The 16,242-nt window shown below is 74.0% G+C and carries 10 protein-coding genes; 7 read left to right on the top strand and 3 right to left on the bottom strand.

Annotated elements, in window-relative coordinates:
* From ACWGIU_RS09550 to moeZ, 4 genes are all read left to right on the top strand, one after another.
* The coding region (locus tag ACWGIU_RS09550; RefSeq protein ID WP_453704006.1) for a hypothetical protein at positions 1-973 on the top strand (973 nt) is incomplete at its 5' end.
* A 134-nt stretch (positions 974-1,107) separates the two neighbouring features.
* On the top strand, positions 1,108-2,118 hold the full coding sequence (locus ACWGIU_RS09545) for an NAD-dependent epimerase/dehydratase (protein WP_453704004.1): 1,011 nt from the start codon (positions 1,108-1,110) through the stop codon (positions 2,116-2,118).
* Positions 2,106-2,861, top strand: a complete 756-nt coding sequence (locus ACWGIU_RS09540) for a spherulation-specific family 4 protein (protein ID WP_453704002.1) — start codon at positions 2,106-2,108, stop codon at positions 2,859-2,861. The genes ACWGIU_RS09545 and ACWGIU_RS09540 overlap by 13 nt, the downstream gene beginning before the upstream one ends.
* Before the next feature lie 84 nt (positions 2,862-2,945).
* The gene (moeZ, locus tag ACWGIU_RS09535) at positions 2,946-4,124 is read left to right on the top strand and encodes an adenylyltransferase/sulfurtransferase MoeZ (RefSeq protein ID WP_326588142.1); all 1,179 of its coding nucleotides are present in this window, start codon (positions 2,946-2,948) and stop codon (positions 4,122-4,124) included.
* A 114-nt stretch (positions 4,125-4,238) separates the two neighbouring features.
* On the opposite strand, the gene ACWGIU_RS09530 is transcribed toward moeZ, so the two are convergent.
* From ACWGIU_RS09530 to ACWGIU_RS09520, 3 genes are all read right to left on the bottom strand, one after another.
* A complete protein-coding gene (locus ACWGIU_RS09530) occupies positions 4,239-5,834 on the bottom strand; it encodes an alpha/beta hydrolase (RefSeq protein WP_453704000.1) in 1,596 nt (531 codons plus the stop codon).
* Positions 5,835-5,916: 82 nt separating this feature from the next.
* Positions 5,917-6,180 (bottom strand): hypothetical protein, encoded by a 264-nt coding sequence (locus ACWGIU_RS09525; RefSeq protein WP_453703998.1) that lies wholly within the window; start codon positions 6,178-6,180, stop codon positions 5,917-5,919.
* A 63-nt stretch (positions 6,181-6,243) separates the two neighbouring features.
* On the bottom strand, positions 6,244-9,162 hold the full coding sequence (locus ACWGIU_RS09520; RefSeq protein WP_453703996.1) for a lysylphosphatidylglycerol synthase transmembrane domain-containing protein: 2,919 nt from the start codon (positions 9,160-9,162) through the stop codon (positions 6,244-6,246).
* A 119-nt stretch (positions 9,163-9,281) separates the two neighbouring features.
* Here ACWGIU_RS09520 and ACWGIU_RS09515 point away from each other — a divergent pair, with 119 nt between their 5' ends.
* The 3 genes from ACWGIU_RS09515 to ACWGIU_RS09505 all read left to right on the top strand — a co-directional run.
* Positions 9,282-9,644, top strand: a complete 363-nt coding sequence (locus ACWGIU_RS09515; protein ID WP_453703994.1) for an MGMT family protein — start codon at positions 9,282-9,284, stop codon at positions 9,642-9,644.
* Between the two features lie 270 nt (positions 9,645-9,914).
* Positions 9,915-13,502 carry a UvrD-helicase domain-containing protein gene (locus tag ACWGIU_RS09510; RefSeq protein ID WP_453704008.1) on the top strand — a complete coding sequence of 1,196 codons (3,588 nt, stop codon included), beginning with the start codon at positions 9,915-9,917 and terminating at the stop codon, positions 13,500-13,502.
* Between the two features lie 44 nt (positions 13,503-13,546).
* On the top strand, positions 13,547-16,242 hold a 2,696-nt coding region (locus ACWGIU_RS09505), incomplete at its 3' end, for an ATP-dependent helicase (RefSeq protein WP_453703992.1).

Raw genomic sequence — 16,242 nt, 5'->3', positions numbered from 1 at the left:
GGCCGAAGGTGCCCCCGGCGAGGCCGGAATTGCGCCCGGCGGGGCTGAAGGTGCCCGGCGTGAGGCTGAACGGGCCCGGCGCGAGGCCGAACCGGCGGGCGGCGGGACGGCTGCGCGGCCGGCTCGGCGCGGGGCCGGCGGGGACCCCGTCAAGGCGTTGCTGCACCGGCACCGGGAGCTGTGCGAGCGCGCTGTGGACCCGCTGGAGATCGCCGCCGGGCTGGAGGCCCACGGCATCACCGACCGCACCGCCGCCCGGTTCCGGCACCGGGACGTCTTCTCGCTCGCCGAGGAGCTGTACGCGCGCAGCCCCCACGAGGAGGTCACCGCCGCCGCGCCCGCCCTGGTCCCGGCCGGCCCCGCCGCGTTCCGCCGCTTCGGCTACGCGCTGCTGCCGGCCGCCCTCACCTGCGCCGCGGCCGGCGCCGGGCAGGCGTGGGCGGGAGCCGCCGCCGTGGCAGCCGTCGCGGCGGCCCTGGTGTGGCCCGGGCGGGCCACCGGTGGCCGGTTCCCCTACGTGGCGCACCTGCTGGCCGCGGCCGTCGCCGGCTGGGCCGTGCACCGGCACGGCACCACCTTGGCGGTCGGCCTCGCGCTGGCCGTCGTCCCCGGGCACCTGGCCGCCGTCGCCTTCGCCGCAGGGGCGCGGGCCCGGCTCGACGGGAGCCGCGCCCTGGAGGACTTCGCGGACCGGGCCCGTCCGCTGCTGCTGGCGGCCGTCGCCCTGTTCACCGGCGCCGCCGCCGGGACCGCCGCGCTCGCGGCCACGCCGCTCCCCGTGGCCGTGCCCCTCGCGCTGCTGCTGTTCCTGACCCGGCTCCTGCTGCGGCACGGAGCCCGGCGCGCACCCGTCTGCGCGGCGCTCGCCCTCGCCCTGGTCCCTGTTCCGGCGGCGGTCCTCGCCGCCGCGGCCGGACTCCTCGTACACGCCGTACTCGCCCTGGCCCGCGCCTCCGCGCATGCGCGGCCTTGACGTCCCTGGGACGTCCCCAGCCTTCGGAGCCGACGCCGAGGCGCTTTACCCGTACCCCGCCCCACCCATCCGTCCATTCGTCCGCAAGGAGACCCAGACATGACCGGCCAGCCAACCAACCAAGGGGTCACGCGATGAGGGTGCTGCTGATCGGAGCCAACGGATACCTCGGCCGTTACGTGGCCGACCGGCTGCTCGCCGACCCCGCCGTCCAGCTCACCGCGCTCGGCCGCGGCGACGACGCCGACGTCCGCTTCGACCTCGCCACCGGCAGCCCCGGCGCGCTCACCCGCTTCCTCGACGCCGTCCACCCGGGCGTCGTCATCAACTGCGCCGGAGCCACCCGGGGCGGGGCCCGGGAACTCACCCGGCACAACACCGTCGCCGTCGCGACGATCTGCGAGTCGCTGCGCCGCAGCGGCTGCGGGGCCCGCCTGGTGCAGCTCGGCTGCGCCGCCGAGTACGGGCCCAGTCAGCCCGGATCGTCCACGGCCGAGGACGCCGTGCCGAGACCGGGAGGGCCGTACGGGGTGAGCAAACTGGCCGCCACCGAGCTGGTTTTGGGCTCCGGACTGGACGCCGTCGTCCTGCGGATCTTCTCGCCCGTCGGCCCCGGCACCCCCGCCGGATCCCCGCTCGGCCGGCTCGCCGAGGCCATGCGCCGCGCGATGCAGGCGGGCGACGGCGAGCTGAAGCTCAGCGGGCTCGGCGTGCAGCGCGACTTCGTGGACGTACGGGACGTGGCGCGGGCCGTGCACGCCGCCTCGCTGTCCGCCGCCCAGGGCGTGGTCAACATCGGCACGGGCCGCGCGGTCCGGCTGCGCGACGCGGCCATGGTCCTCGCCCGGGTCGCCGGGTACGGAGGAGCCCTGCACGAGCTGGACGTCCCGCACGGCGGACCCCAGCAGACGCACGGGCACCCCGGCCGCCCGGCGGGACTCGCCACCATCGGCTCCCCGCGTTCCGAGGCCACCGCCGAGCAGATGGCCGCCGCGGCCCCCCAGCCGTACCCCTATCCGGACGGCTGCGGAGCCTGGCAGCAGGCGGATGTCCGTACCGCCCGGGACCGGCTCGGCTGGCGGCCCCGGATCAACCTGGAGGAATCCCTCGCGGACATCTGGATGGAGGCGGCGTGCCGCATCTGACGACACCGCCGGGGTCCATGACCGCCGCCGCGACCGAGGCCGGCCGCCTCGGTCTCGGCATCCCCGGCTACGCGCACCCGCTGCTCGCCCCTGTCGAGTGGGCCGAGCTGACCCGCCCCGCCACACCGCTGCACTGGGCCGTGCTCAATGTGGCGAACGGGCCGGGCGGGCGGCCCGATCCGCACTGCACGGAAGCGGCCGCGAAGCTGCGCCGCGCGGGCGGCATGATCCTTGGTCATCTCGCGATGCGAGACGGGTCGCGGTCCTTCGGGGAGCTGATCTCCGACGCCCACCGCTTCCGCGACTGGTACGGGGTCGGCGGCTTCTACCTCGCCGGGACCCCGGCCGACAAGGCGGACCTCGCCTCGGTGCGCCGGGTCGTGGACACCCTGCGGGGCCTCGGCGAGGACCTGCGGATCGTCCTCGGGCACGGCGCCCACCCGTACGAGGGCTACGCGGAGGCCGCCGACCAGCTGGTCACCTTCTCCGGGGCCTGGTCCGACTACCGCTGGTCGCAGGTGGCCGAATGGACCGCGGACCATCCGGCGGAGCGGTTCTGCCACCTCGTCCACGGGGTGCCGCGCGCGCATCTGGAGGAGGCGATGCGCATCGCTCGCTGGCAGGGGGCGGGCACGATCTGGTTCACCGACCGGCGCGGGGTGCGTGGCAGTGACCCCTGGGCCTCGATGCCCGCGTACTGGGACGAAATTGTCTCAAGGATCGGGACATGTGTCTTGGAATGAAGACGGCCGTGGCAGTGTTACTGGGAGAACAACCATCAGTTTGCTCCCTGCACCTGCGGGGATGCTCCCACCTCCGGAGTGCCCGTGTCGCTGCCACCGCTGGTCGAGCCAGCAGCTGAGCTCACCGTTGACGAGGTCCGTCGGTATTCGCGGCACCTGATCATCCCGGATGTCGGGATGGACGGCCAGAAGCGCCTGAAGAACGCCAAGGTGCTGGCCGTGGGTGCCGGCGGTCTCGGCTCGCCCGCCCTCATGTACCTCGCCGCGGCGGGTGTCGGCACGCTGGGCATCGTGGAGTTCGACGAGGTCGACGAGTCGAACCTGCAGCGCCAGATCATCCACAGCCAGGCGGACATCGGCCGTTCGAAGGCCGAGTCGGCCCGCGACAGCGTGCTGGGCATCAACCCGTACGTGAACGTGGTCCTTCACGAAGAGCGGCTCGAAGCCGAGAACGTGATGGAGATCTTCAGCCAGTACGACCTCATCGTCGACGGCACGGACAACTTCGCCACGCGCTACCTGGTGAACGACGCCTGCGTGCTGCTGAACAAGCCGTACGTGTGGGGCTCGATCTACCGTTTCGACGGCCAGGCCTCGGTCTTCTGGTCCGAGCACGGCCCGTGCTACCGCTGCCTCTACCCGGAGCCCCCGCCGCCGGGCATGGTCCCGAGCTGCGCCGAGGGCGGCGTGCTGGGCGTGCTCTGCGCGTCCATCGGGTCCATCCAGGTCACCGAGGCCATCAAGGTCCTCACGGGTGTCGGCGAGCCGCTGGTCGGCCGCCTGATGATCTACGACGCCCTGGAGATGCAGTACCGCCAGGTCAAGGTCCGCAAGGACCCCGACTGCGCGGTCTGCGGTCCGAACGCGACCGTCACCGAACTCATCGACTACGAGGCCTTCTGCGGCGTCGTGTCGGAGGAGGCCCAGGAGGCGGCCGCCGGTTCGACGATCACTCCCAAGCAGCTCAAGGAGTGGATCGACACCGACGAGCCCATCGAGATCATCGACGTCCGCGAGATCAACGAGTACGAGATCGTCTCGATCCCCGGCGCGAAGCTGATCCCCAAGGGCGAGTTCCTGATGGGCACCGCCCTCCAGGACCTGCCGCAGAACAAGCGCATCGTCCTGCACTGCAAGACGGGTGTCCGCAGTGCGGAAGTCCTCGCGGTGCTGAAGTCCGCGGGCTTCGCGGACGCGGTGCACGTCGGCGGCGGCGTGATCGGCTGGGTCCACCAGATCGAGCCCGAGAAGCCGGTCTACTAGGCAGGCCCGCTTCCACCGGCTGTGACCCGAAGGGGCCGTACCTCGCGATCGGGGTTCGGCCCTTTCGGCCTTCGACCTTCGTCCTTCGACCTGCGGACACGGCCGCGGACCGGATCAGGCGGGCGTGGGTGACTCCGGTGCCTCGGGCGGCGCCGTCGGGTCCGGGGCCGCGGTGCAGACGGTGCCCTCCGCCGGCGTCTTCCCGTCCAGCAGATAGGTGTTGACCGCCTTCTGCACGCACGGGTCGCCGCTGTTGTACGCGCCGTGTCCCTCGCCCTTGTAGGTGAGCTCCACGCCCACGCCCGGGCCCAGCCGCTCCACCATCTTGCGGGCGCCCTCGTACGGGGTGGCCGGGTCGCCGGTGTTGCCGATCACCAGGATCGGCGCGGAGCCCGGCGCCGAGACGTCGGGGGTCTCCCAGGTGCCGGCGACCGGCCAGCCGGTGCAGGACATCATGGCCCAGCCGAGGAGGTCCCCGAAGACCGGTGAGGCGGCGCGGAACTTCGCCAGCTCGGCCTTCGTCTGCTCCAGCGTGTAACGCTCCTTGTCGTCCACGCAGTTGATGGCGGTGTTGGCCGCGCCGATGTTGCTGTAACGCCCCTGCTGATCACGGCCGTTGAGCGCGTCCGACAGGGCCATCAGCAGCTGCCCCTGACCGCCCTCCGCCTCGTCGAGGCCCTGTTCCAGCAGCGGCCACAGCTCCTTGGAGTACAGGGCCTGCGCGATGCCGTTGGTCGCCTGGGTCTCGGTGAGCATCCGGTCCCCGATGCCCGGGATGGGCTTGGCGCCCAACGCCTTCTGCAGCTTGATGATGCCGGCCTCGATCTCCTTGGGTGTGCTGCCCTGGAGCCGGCACTGGTCACCGCGGTCCACGCAGTCCTGGGCGAAGTTGCCGAGCGCGAGCTGGAAGCCCTTGGCCTGGCCCAGGGCGCTCTCCTCGGCGGTCTTGGTCGGGTCCACGACGGCGTCGAAGACGGCCCGGCCGACGTTCTTGGGGAAGAGGTGGGCGTAGACGCCGCCCAGCTCGGTGCCGTAGGAGATGCCGAAGTAGTTCAGCTTCTCGTCGCCGAGGGCCTGCCGGATGCGGTCCAGGTCGCGGGCGGCGTTCTCGGTGCCGACGTGGGGGAGCAGCGCGCCGGAGTTCTTCTTGCAAGCCTCCTGGTACTGCCGGATGTTGTCGACGAAGGCCTTCTCCTCCTCCGGGGTCTCGGGGGAGGAGTCCTCGCTGAAGTACTGGTCCAGCTGCCTGTCGTTCTCGCACAGGACGGGGTCGCTGCCGCCGACCCCGCGGGGGTCGAAGCTGACCAGGTCGTACCGGGCTCGCAGGGCCTCGTACTCCTTCGCGGCGCCGGGCAGCGTGCTGATGCCGGAGCCGCCGGGGCCGCCGAAGTTGAAGACCAGCGAGCCCAGCCGGTTCTTCCGGTCCCGCGCCTGGGCCCGGATCAGGGCGATCGGGACCGTCTCACCCTCGGGCTTCGCGTAGTCGAGCGGGACGTCGAGGGTGGCGCACTGCCAGTCCTTGGGCGGAGCCTGGCCACCGCCCTGGGCGGCGGTCGGGGCGTCGCAGTCACCCCATTTCAGGGGCTTGACCTCCGGCGTGCCGTCGGCCGTCTGCTTCTTCCCGTCGCCGTCACCGGAACAGGCGGCGGTGGCGAGCAGCCCGGCGGCTAGCGTGGCGGCGGCGGTGACCCGCCAGGCGTGTGTCGGCATGTCCCCATCCTGTGCGCCCCGTGCCGACCCCGCCCGCGCGCTGACCCGAACGGGGGGCCGGCCCGTCCGCACATCGGTAGCCTTACACGCTCAGCTCCGTGATCGCGGCGAACAGGTGCTCCCAGGTCTCGGCGGAGGGGGAGCCGTCGGCCGGCGCCCCGGGATCCAGGGCCTCCATCGCCCGACGGAAGTCCCCGATGCCGTCCTCGGCCGGGTACGCGGACCAGCAGGCGCCCATGGAGCGGCGTACGCCGTCGGGAAGCCCGACGAAGGCCGCCGCGTCCCGGGCCGGCGGGACGACGGACCCTGGTACATGTGCACCGCCCCCGTGACGCGGTGGACGCATGCTGCCACGCGCTTCCGGCACCGCTGGTGCCGGCGCCGGTCCACGGCGGTGACGGGACAGCTCTCAGATGGCTTCCTTGCGGGTCAGGAAGTTGAACGAGATCCACCCCGGCAGCACCGGCAGCCAGAAGGTCATCAGGCGGAACAGCAGCACCGCCGAGATCGCGACCTCCTTCTCCAGTCCCGCCGCGATCAGACCGAGGGTCAGAGTGGTCTCCACCGCGCCCATACCGCCCGGCGTCGGGGCCGCCGATCCCAGCGCGTTGCCCGCCAGGAACACCACCGCGATGCTCGCGTAGCTGATGGCCTCGCCGCCCCCGAACGCGCGGATCGATGCGTCGAGGCACATCACGAAGCAGCCGGTCAGCAGCAGCATCCCGCCGATGCCGGTCAGCAGCTTCTTCGGCCGCTGGAGCACGTCCAGCATGCGCGGCACCACGCCCGCGAACAGCGCGCGTACCCGCGTCACCACGAACTTCCGCAGGAACGGGACGGCCGTCACCACCAGCACCAGTACGGCCACCGTCAGCAGACCCGCGATGACCGCCCTGGACGGGGTCATCTCCGGGGTCTTCTCGGTCCCGGTCAGATAGCCGAAGGACAGCAGCAGCAGGATGTGGCTGGCCAGTCCGAACAGCTGGGAAGCGCCCACGCTCGCGACCGCCAGCCCCGGCCGGACCCCCGCCCGCTGCAGGAACCGTGTGTTCAGCGCGACACCGCCGACGGCCGCCGGGGCCACCAGCTTCACGAACGACCCGGCCACCTGCGCGACCACGGTCCGCAGGAACGGCACCCGCTCCGGCACGAAGCCCAGCAGGCTCATCGCCGCCGCGAAGTACGTCAGCGCCGAGAAGGCGAGCGCCGCCCCGACCCAGCCCCACTGCGCCTCGCCGATGATCGTCGCGAAGTCCACGTGGGCGAGCTGCGTGAGCAAGAAGTACGCACCGAACGCACCCGCGATGAACGAGACCAGCGTCCGCGGCCGGATCCGCTCCAGCCGGGCCGGCTCCACCGGCGCCTGCGGCCGGATCAGCAGCACCTGGTGGCGGATCTGGGTCAGCAGATCCTCCTCGCGGGCCCCGTCCAGCGCATCCTCCAGGGCCTTCTTCTCGGCCTTGCGGTCGGCGGCGGCCGAGGCGGAGACCGGGGTGGCGGAGGCCGCGGACTCCGCCTCGCGCGCCGCCTTCGCCGCCCGCGAGGACTCCAGTACGGCCTCGCGCTGCCGCTCCGCCCGCTCCCGGGCCAGCTTGCGCAGCGTCGCCCGGGTGGAACGGCTCAGCGCGATCGGCTGGAGCAGCGGCAAGCAGTCGGCCACCGCGTCCGGGCCGAGCACCGACACGGCCGAGGCCACCGCGCGCTCGGCGCCGACCCGCAGGCCGATCGTGGTCAGCAGCTGGGCGATGTCCATCCGGAGCACCAGGTCGCCGGCGGCGATCTCGCCGCCGCGCAGGTCGGTGAGGATGACATTGCCGGAACGATCCACCACAAGGGCGTCCCCGGTCAGCCGCCGGTGCGCGATCCGCCGTGACTGCAGCGCCCGTACCTGCTTCCACGTGTGGTGGATCAGTTCGTCGGTGATCTCCTCGTCGGCGAGCGCGTCGAGGGCCCGGACGTCCAGGTGCTCGTACACGAGCATCACCGCGTCCGGACCGAGCTCGGAGGTGGCGATCAGCTTCGGCGCGTTCGCCCCGGCCGCGATGGCCGCGTACGCGAGGAGCGCCTCCTGCTCCAGCGCCTGGCGCAGCGACTGGAGGCTGCGCCCGGTGGTGATGCCGCGCAGGGTGAGCCGGCGCCAGACCCGGTAGAAGAAGCCGTGGGCCTGCTGCTCGCGGTCGACGATCGTGACATCCAGCGGCGGCCCGTCCTCCAGGGTCACGTGGTAGCGGCGCCCCCGGTCGCTGGCCTCGGAGGGCTCGGGGCCCTCGGGCATCTCGGCGCGCATCGCGCTGACCGGCTGGAAGCCGACGCGGCGCAGTCCGGCGAGGAGGTGCTGCCCGGTGGGGCGCACGTTGGGTGAGCCGACGGCGTACAGGGTGCCGTAGGCGACGCTCCAGCCGATCAGCACGGTGAGGATGATCGAGAAGGGGGTGGTGTACCCGTTGACCAGCATGGTCAGCGCGTTGAGCAGCAGGACCACCCACAGGGCGACCCGCCAGTGGGGCCTGCGGGTCATCCCGACCGCGGTCATGTACGCGATGACGGGCGCGAGGTAGCCGTGCACCGGGTCGGTCAGGGTTCCACCGGCCGCGGGGCGGGTCAGGGCGTCCTGGATGGTGTCGGGGGCTGCCTGCGAGACCCACAGGTCGGTGGCGAGGGTGACGCCGTGCGCGAGGACGGCGGCGAGCACACCGTCGGCGATGCGCAGCCCGTCGCGTTTGATCAGACGCTCGATGGCGAAGGCGACGGGCAGCAGCAGCACCGCGATGCTGGAGACCAGCGCGGCGACCTTGATCAACAGGGCGGGAGCCTGGCCGGTGCCCTTGCTGATGTCCTCCTCCAGGCCCACGGTGGTGCCGTGGGCGAAGGCGGCGATCGCGAGGAGGACGGCGATCCCGAGGATGCCGACGAGCAGGCGTACGAGGTCGGACGGCCGGTGCACGCGGGCGGCGAGCAGTGGTTCGTCGACCTCGACCCGGTCGGCGTCCGTGGTGGCGTGTCCGTGAGCGCCCTCGGCGGCCGCGGCGGCCTTGGTTTCACCGGCCCCGGCCTCGGCGGCGGCCCCGGCCTCGGCGGCCTGGGCTTCGGCGGCCTGGGCTTCGGCGGCCTCGGCTCCGGGAGCCTTGGTTTCGGCGGCCTCGGCCTCGCCGGTGCGGCCGGTCCGGCCGTCGGGGCGCGGGGGCTCCGGACGGGGCTCCGGGACGGGTTCGGGGCGGGCGGCGCGGCCGTCGTCAGGGCGTGCGCCGTCGTCGGTCGCCGCGCCGTCCGGAGGGCTCACACCCTGCTCCTTTGTCGTCACATCCGTCTCTTCTTGATCACGTATCACCAGTCACCGCCCGGAAGATGGTGGCACGGACCGACGGGCCAGCGGGGCATCAGGGTGCGCGCCGGTGCGGAAGCGAGACCTCCGCCTGAGGGCGGCCGGTGTACTGCACCATGTGCTGAATGAGTGAGGAGCTGCCCGCGTACGCGGAGCGGGTACTGGAGGTGGCCGAGCGTATTCCGCCCGGCCGGGTGATGACATACGGGGACGTCGCCGAATGGCTCGGCGAGGGAGGACCGCGCCAAGTCGGGCGCGTCATGGCCCTGTACGGGGGAGCCGTGCCCTGGTGGCGCGTGGTGCGGGCGGACGGCCTGCCGCTGCCCGGCCACGAGGTGCGCGCCCTGGAGCACTACCGGACCGAGGCCACCCCGCTGCGCCTGACGGCGGGCGGCGAGCCACGCCTGGACATGCGCCGGGCGCGCTGGGACGGGTCCCCCGGACAGGATGGCGGACAGGACGGCGGACGCGACGAGGCTCACATCTGACAGCTTCGGCCATGCGCGGCCCGGACGGGCGATCGGGCGACGGCCCGAACGCCCGTCCGGGGTACCCGGGGGGACTGCGCGGCGCCGGCCGGTTGCCGTAGCGTTGCCTCTTCGGCTTCCGCGGGCGCTTCCGCGGCGGCCTCCCCGCGAGCCGTCACGGCAGCACCGCCCCACCCCGCAGACCCACCAGGACCGGCACCCCACGTGATCACCTCTTCCTCCGACCGCACCGAACGGCGGCGTACGCGGACCCCCGACGCGTACCGCCTCGTGCGCACCGGGCCGGAACGGGTGGATCCCCCTGTGCTGGACGCAGCGCAGCGGGCGGTGGTTGACCACACCGGCGGACCACTCCTGGTCCTCGCCGGACCGGGTACCGGGAAGACGACCACGCTGGTCGAAGCAGTCGCCGCCCGGGTGGAAGCGGGTACCGACCCCGCCCGGATCCTCATCCTCACCTTCAGCCGCAAGGCGGCGGTGGAACTGCGCGACCGGGCCGCCCTGCGCCTCGGTGGCGCGCGCGCTCCGCAGGCCACCACCTTCCACTCCTTCTGCTACGGACTCGTCCGCGCCCACCAGGACACCGACCTCTTCGCCGACCCGCTGCGGCTGCTCTCCGGCCCCGAGCAGGACGTCATGGTCCGCACCCTCCTGGAGGGGCAGCGCCGGATCCGCTCCATCCGCTGGCCGGACGACCTGCGGGCCGCGCTGACCACCCGCGGGTTCGCGGACGAGGTCCGTGCGGTCCTGGCGCGCGCCCGCGAGCTGGGCCTGGGCCCGGCGGCCCTCTCCTCGTTCGCCGACCGCATCGGCCGGCCGGACTGGAAGGCGGCGGCGGCCTTCCTCTCCGAGTACCTGGACGTCCTCGACATGCAGGGCACGCTGGACTACGCGGAGCTCCTGCACCGGGCGGTGCTCCTCGCGGAACGCACGCCGTCGCTCGCCTCCGCCTACGACGCGATCCTCGTCGACGAGTACCAGGACACGGACGCCTCGCAGCTGCGGCTGCTGCGCGCCCTGACCGGCCCGGGCGGCACGCTGGTCGCCTTCGGGGACCCCGACCAGTCGATCTACGCCTTCCGCGGCGCCGACATCAACAACATCCTGGACTTCGAGTCGTCCTTCCCCGGCGCGCGGGTCAAGGCCCTCACCGTCGGCCGCCGCTCCGGCGCGGCCCTGCTGGCGGCCACCCGGCTGCTCACCACCCGGATGCCGGTCCCGCGACTGCCGGCCGAGGCGGTCCGCGCCCACCGGAATCTCGCGCCGGTGCGGGAGGGCGGGCGGGTGGAGGTGTTCACGTACCCGACGGCGGGCGCCGAGCTGGACAACATCGCCGACATCCTGCGGCGGGCCCACCTGGAGGACGGGGTGCCCTGGCAGGACATGGCCGTCCTGGTCCGCGCGGGCGGCCGCACTCTCCCGGCGATGCGCCGCGCCCTGATCTCGGCGGGAGTCCCGGTCGAAACGGACGGCGCGGACACCCCCCTGCGCCACGAACCGGCGGTGTCCCCCCTCCTGACGGCCCTCCGTGTCTCGGCCACCTCGGCGACCACCGAACCCGACGAGCCGGGCTCCGCCGCCGCGACCGGATCCGCCGAGGCGGAGGCCCTGACCGGGTCCGCCGAGGCCGAGGCTCCGACCGGGTCCGCCCTCGCGTCACCGGACACCGACCCCGGTCCGCAGGAGCGGGCCGACGTAGCCGGGCAGCCGGGCCCTGGCGACCCCGCCGGGGGCGGTCGGGCGGGCGAGCTCGCTCGCACGGTCGGGGCGGGTGGGCGGGAAGCATCCCCTGCCGGAGCCGGAGCCGGAGCCGGAGCCGGAGCCGGAGCCGGAGCCGAGCCCGACGCCGTCGAAGCGGGACCGGGGCCGAGCCCCGCGAACCATCTCGACCCCGGCGCCGGCCCCCACGCCGACGCCGACCCCTACGCCGACGCGGTCGAGCCGGGCCCGGGGCCGGGCCCCGACAGCTCAGGCGACCCCGCCGGCGGGGTCACCGTCGAGGCCGCCCTCACCCTGCTCGCCTCCCCGCTCGGCGGCATGGACGCCGCCGACCTGCGGCGTCTCGGCCGCGCCCTGCGGGACGAGGAGCGCGCCGCCGGTGTCAAGGTGCCCGCGCCCTCCGACGTACTGCTCGCCCGCGCCCTCGCCGAGCCGGAACGGCTCACCGCGCACGATCCCGCCTACGCCCGCGGCGCCCAGCGCCTCGGCCTGCTCCTGCGCAAGGCCCGTGAGCTGCTCCAGGGCGGCGGCACCGCCGAGGAGGCCCTGTGGGTCCTCTGGGACGGCACGCCCTGGCCGCAGCGGCTGGAGCGCAGTGCCCGCCGCGGTGGCGCGGCCGGCCGTAACGCCGACCGTGACCTCGACGCGGTCTGCGCCCTCTTCGACACCGCCGCCCGCGCCGAGGAACGCACCGGCGGCCGCGGCGCACTCAACTTCCTCGAACAGTTGGAGGCGGAGGACATCGCCGCCGACACGTTGACGGCCCGCGCCACCCGCTCCGACGCCGTCCGGCTGATGACGGCCCACCGCTCCAAGGGACTGGAGTGGTCCCTCGTCGTCGTCGCCGGCGTCCAGGAGGGCCTGTGGCCCGACCTCCGCCGCCGGGGCTCCCTGCTGGAGGCCGACCGGATCGGCCGGGACGGCCTCGCCGAGCCCCTCACGCCCGGCGCCCTGCTGGCCGAGGAGCGCCGGCTGTTCTACGTCGCCGCCACCCGCGCCCGCGAACGCCTCGTCGTCACCGCCGTCAAGGCCCCCGCCGACGACGGTGACCAGCCCTCCCGCTTCCTCACCGAGCTCGGCGTCCCCCCGCGCGACGTCACGGGCCGCCCCCGCCGCCCCCTCGCCGTCGCCGCCCTCGTCGCCGAGCTGCGTGCCACCACCGTCGACCCCGACGCCTCGCCCGCCCTGCGCGACGCGGCCGCCCGCCGCCTCGCCCGCCTCGCCGCGCTCACCGACGACGAGGACCGCCCCCTGGTCCCCGCAGCGCACCCGCAGCGCTGGTGGGGCCTGTACGAGCCCACCCGCAGCAGCGTCCCCCTCCGCGACCGGGACCGGCCCGTCGCCCTGTCCGGCAGCGCCCTGGAGCAGCTCGCCAACACCTGCTCCCTCCAGTGGTTCCTCGGCCGCGAGGTCAAGGCCGACACCCCCTCCACCGCCGCCCAGGGCTTCGGCAACGTCGTCCACGTCCTCGCCGACGAGGTCGCCTCCGGCCGCACCCCCGCCGACCTGGCCGTCCTCATGGAACGCCTCGACTCGGTGTGGGACGCCCTCGCCTTCGACGCCCCCTGGAAGTCCCGCCAGGAGAAGGACAACGCCCGCGCCGCCCTGGAGCGCTTCCTGCGCTGGCACACCACCGACCGCGGGGGCCGGAAGGCCGTGGCCACGGAGCACGAGTTCGACGTCACACTCGAAACCGGTGAGGTCGCCGTCCGCATCCGGGGTTCCATGGACCGGGTCGAATCGGACCCGCAGGGGCGGGCGTACGTCGTCGACTTCAAGACCGGCAAGTCCGCCCCCACCAAGGACGAGGTCGCCCGCCACCCCCAGCTCGCCGTCTACCAGCTCGCCGTGCGCGAGGGCGCCGTCGACGAGGTCTTCGACGGCCTGCGCCCCGCGCCCGGCGGCGCCGAGCTCGTCCAGCTCCGCCAAGGCGCCGCGATCCGCGAGGGCGGCGACGCGGTGCCCAAGGTGCAGGCCCAGCAGCCGCTCGACGGGGAGTGGGTCGGCGACCTGCTGGCCACCGCCGCGGGCCGCGTCCTGGACGAACGGTTCGCGCCCGCCGCGGGCCGCCACTGTGACCACTGCTCCTTCCGCAGCTCGTGCAGCGCCCGCCCGGAGGGCCGCCAGACCGTCGAGTGAGCTCGGCGGTCGGGGCTGTCGGTGGGGGCGGCTAGCCTTTTTACGTGCCCGCGCGTCCGCCCGCCCTCTCCGACCCCGAGCAGCTCAAGGAGCTCCTCGGGATCCCTTTCACGCCCGAGCAGATGGCCTGCGTCACCGCCCCGCCCGCCCCCCAGGTCGTCGTCGCGGGCGCCGGCTCCGGCAAGACCACCGTCATGGCCGCCCGCGTCGTCTGGCTCGTCGGTACCGGTGCGGTCGCGCCCGAGCAGGTGCTCGGCCTGACCTTCACCAACAAGGCCGCCGGTGAGCTCTCCGAGCGCGTACGCAAGGCCCTGGCGCGGGCCGGCATCACCGACCCCGACCCCTCCCCGGCCGACGCGGACACGGTCGGCGGCGAGCCCCGCATCTCCACCTACCACGCCTTCGCCGGCCAGCTCCTGAAGGATCACGGCCTGCGCATCGGCCTGGAGCCCAGTTCCCGGCTGCTCGCCGACGCCACCCGCTTCCAGCTCGCCGCGAAGGTGCTGCGCGAGGCCCCCGGCCCGTACCCCTCGCTCACCAAATCGGTCCCCGACCTGGTCGGCGACCTCCTCGCGCTCGACGGGGAACTCTCCGAGCACCTGGTCGAGCCGGAGCACCTGCGGTTGCACGACACCGAGCTGCTCGGTGTGCTCGCCGACACCAAGCTCACCAACGAGGACCTCCGCAAGGTCCCGCAGGCCGTGCGCGGCCGCCTCGAACTGCTGGAACTGGTGATCCGCTACCGCGCCGCCAAACGTTCCCGCGACCTCTTCGACTTCAGCGACCAGATAGCCCTCTCCGCGCAGCTCGCCACCACCCGGCCCGAGGTGGGGGCGCTGCTGCGCGAGGAGTTCCGGGTGGTCCTGCTCGACGAGTACCAGGACACCTCCGTCGCCCAGCGACTGCTGCTGTCCGGCCTCTTCGGCGCGGGATCCGGCCACGCCGTGACCGCCGTCGGCGACCCCTGCCAGGCGATCTACGGATGGCGCGGGGCCTCCGTCGCCAACCTCGACGACTTCCCGGAGCACTTCCCGCACACCGACGGCACCCCCGCCACCCGGCTCTCCCTCAGCGAGAACCGGCGCAGCGGCGGCCGCCTGCTCGACCTGGCCAACGGCCTCGCCGCCCCGCTGCGCGCCATGCACGAGGGCGTGGAGGCCCTGCGCCCGGCGCCGGGGGCGGAGGCCGCCGGTCAGATCCGCTGCGCCCTGCTGGAGACCCACGCGCAGGAGCTCGACTGGCTCGGCGACTCCGTCGCCCACCTGGTCCGCACCGGGACGGAGCCGCGCGAGATCGCCGTACTGTGCCGGTCCGCCGGGGACTTCGCGCAGATCCAGGCCGTGCTGGTGGACCGGGACGTGCCGGTGGAGGTCGTCGGCCTCTCCGGGCTGCTGCACCTGCCCGAGGTCGCCGATCTCGTCGCCGTCTGCGAGGTGCTCCAGGACCCCGGCGCCAACGCCTCCCTCGTCCGGCTCCTGATCGGCCCGCGCTGGCGGATCGGCGCGCGCGACCTGGCCCTGCTGGGCCGCCGGGCACGGCTCCTGGTGGGCCGCGCGCCCGTCGAGTCCGACCCTGACGAACGGCTCGCGGCGGCCGTGGAGGGCGTGGACCCGGCGGAGATCGTGTCGCTGGCCGACGCCCTGGAGACCTTCCTCGACGGAGCCGGACAGGCCCCGGACGACCTCCCCTTCTCGGCGGAGGCCCGGGTCCGCTTCGCGCACCTCGCCCAGGAACTGCGCGACCTGCGGCGCTCCCTCGCGGACCCGCTGATGGACGTCCTGCACCGGGTGCTGACCGCCACCGGGCTGGAGGTGGAGCTGTCGGCCTCCCCGCACGCGCTGGCGGCCCGCCGCCGCGAGACGCTGTCGAACTTCATGGACGTCGCGGCCGGTTTCGCCGCCCTGGACGGCGAGGCCACGCTGCTGGCGTTCCTGGCGTTCCTGCGCACGGCCGCCCAGTACGAGAAGGGCCTGGACCACGCGCTGCCCGGCGGCGAGAACACAGTCAAGGTGCTCACCGCCCACAAGTCCAAGGGCCTGGAGTGGGACGTGGTGGTGGTCCCGGACCTGTGCGCGGGCGCCTTTCCGAAGGAGAAGCCGCCGGAGGCCTGGACCTCGTACGCGAAGGTGCTCCCGTACGCCCTGCGCGGCGACGCCCCCACCTTGCCCGGGGACCCGGCCTGGACCTCGGCGGGCCTGAAGGCCTTCAAGGCCGCGCTCAAGGAGCACAAGTCGGTGGAGGAGCTCCGCCTCGGCTACGTGACCTTCACCCGGCCGCGCTCCCTGCTGCTGGCCTCCGGCCACTGGTGGGGGCCGAGCCAGAAGAAGCGCCGCGGCCCGTCGCCGTTCCTCGAAGCCCTGTACGAGCACTGCGCGGCCGGTTCCGGCGAGATCGAGGCCTGGGCGGACGAGCCCGACCCCACCGCCGAGAACCCCATCCTGGCCGGCGAATCCACCCCCGACCACTCCTGGCCCCTCCCGCTCGACCCGTACTCCCTCACCCTGCGCCGCGCGGCGGCCGCCTTGGTGGAGTCCTACCTCGCGACCCCGCCCCCCGCGGAGGACGAGTCCTACCTCTGGCCCCCGGACTGCGAAGAACCGTGGCCGGACGAAGACCCCTGGGAACCGCCCCCGACCGACGGCCCTTGGCTTCCCGGGCCCGCGTCCGACGGCCCCTGGCTTCCCGGGCCCGCGTCCGACGGCCCCTGGCTTCCCGGGCCCGCGTCCGACGGCCCCTGGCT

The sequence above is a fragment of the Streptomyces sp. NPDC054840 genome (assembly GCF_053611065.1).
The sequence above is the reverse complement of the archived record's forward strand: the minus strand, read 5'-3'. Positions and strand labels throughout refer to the sequence as shown.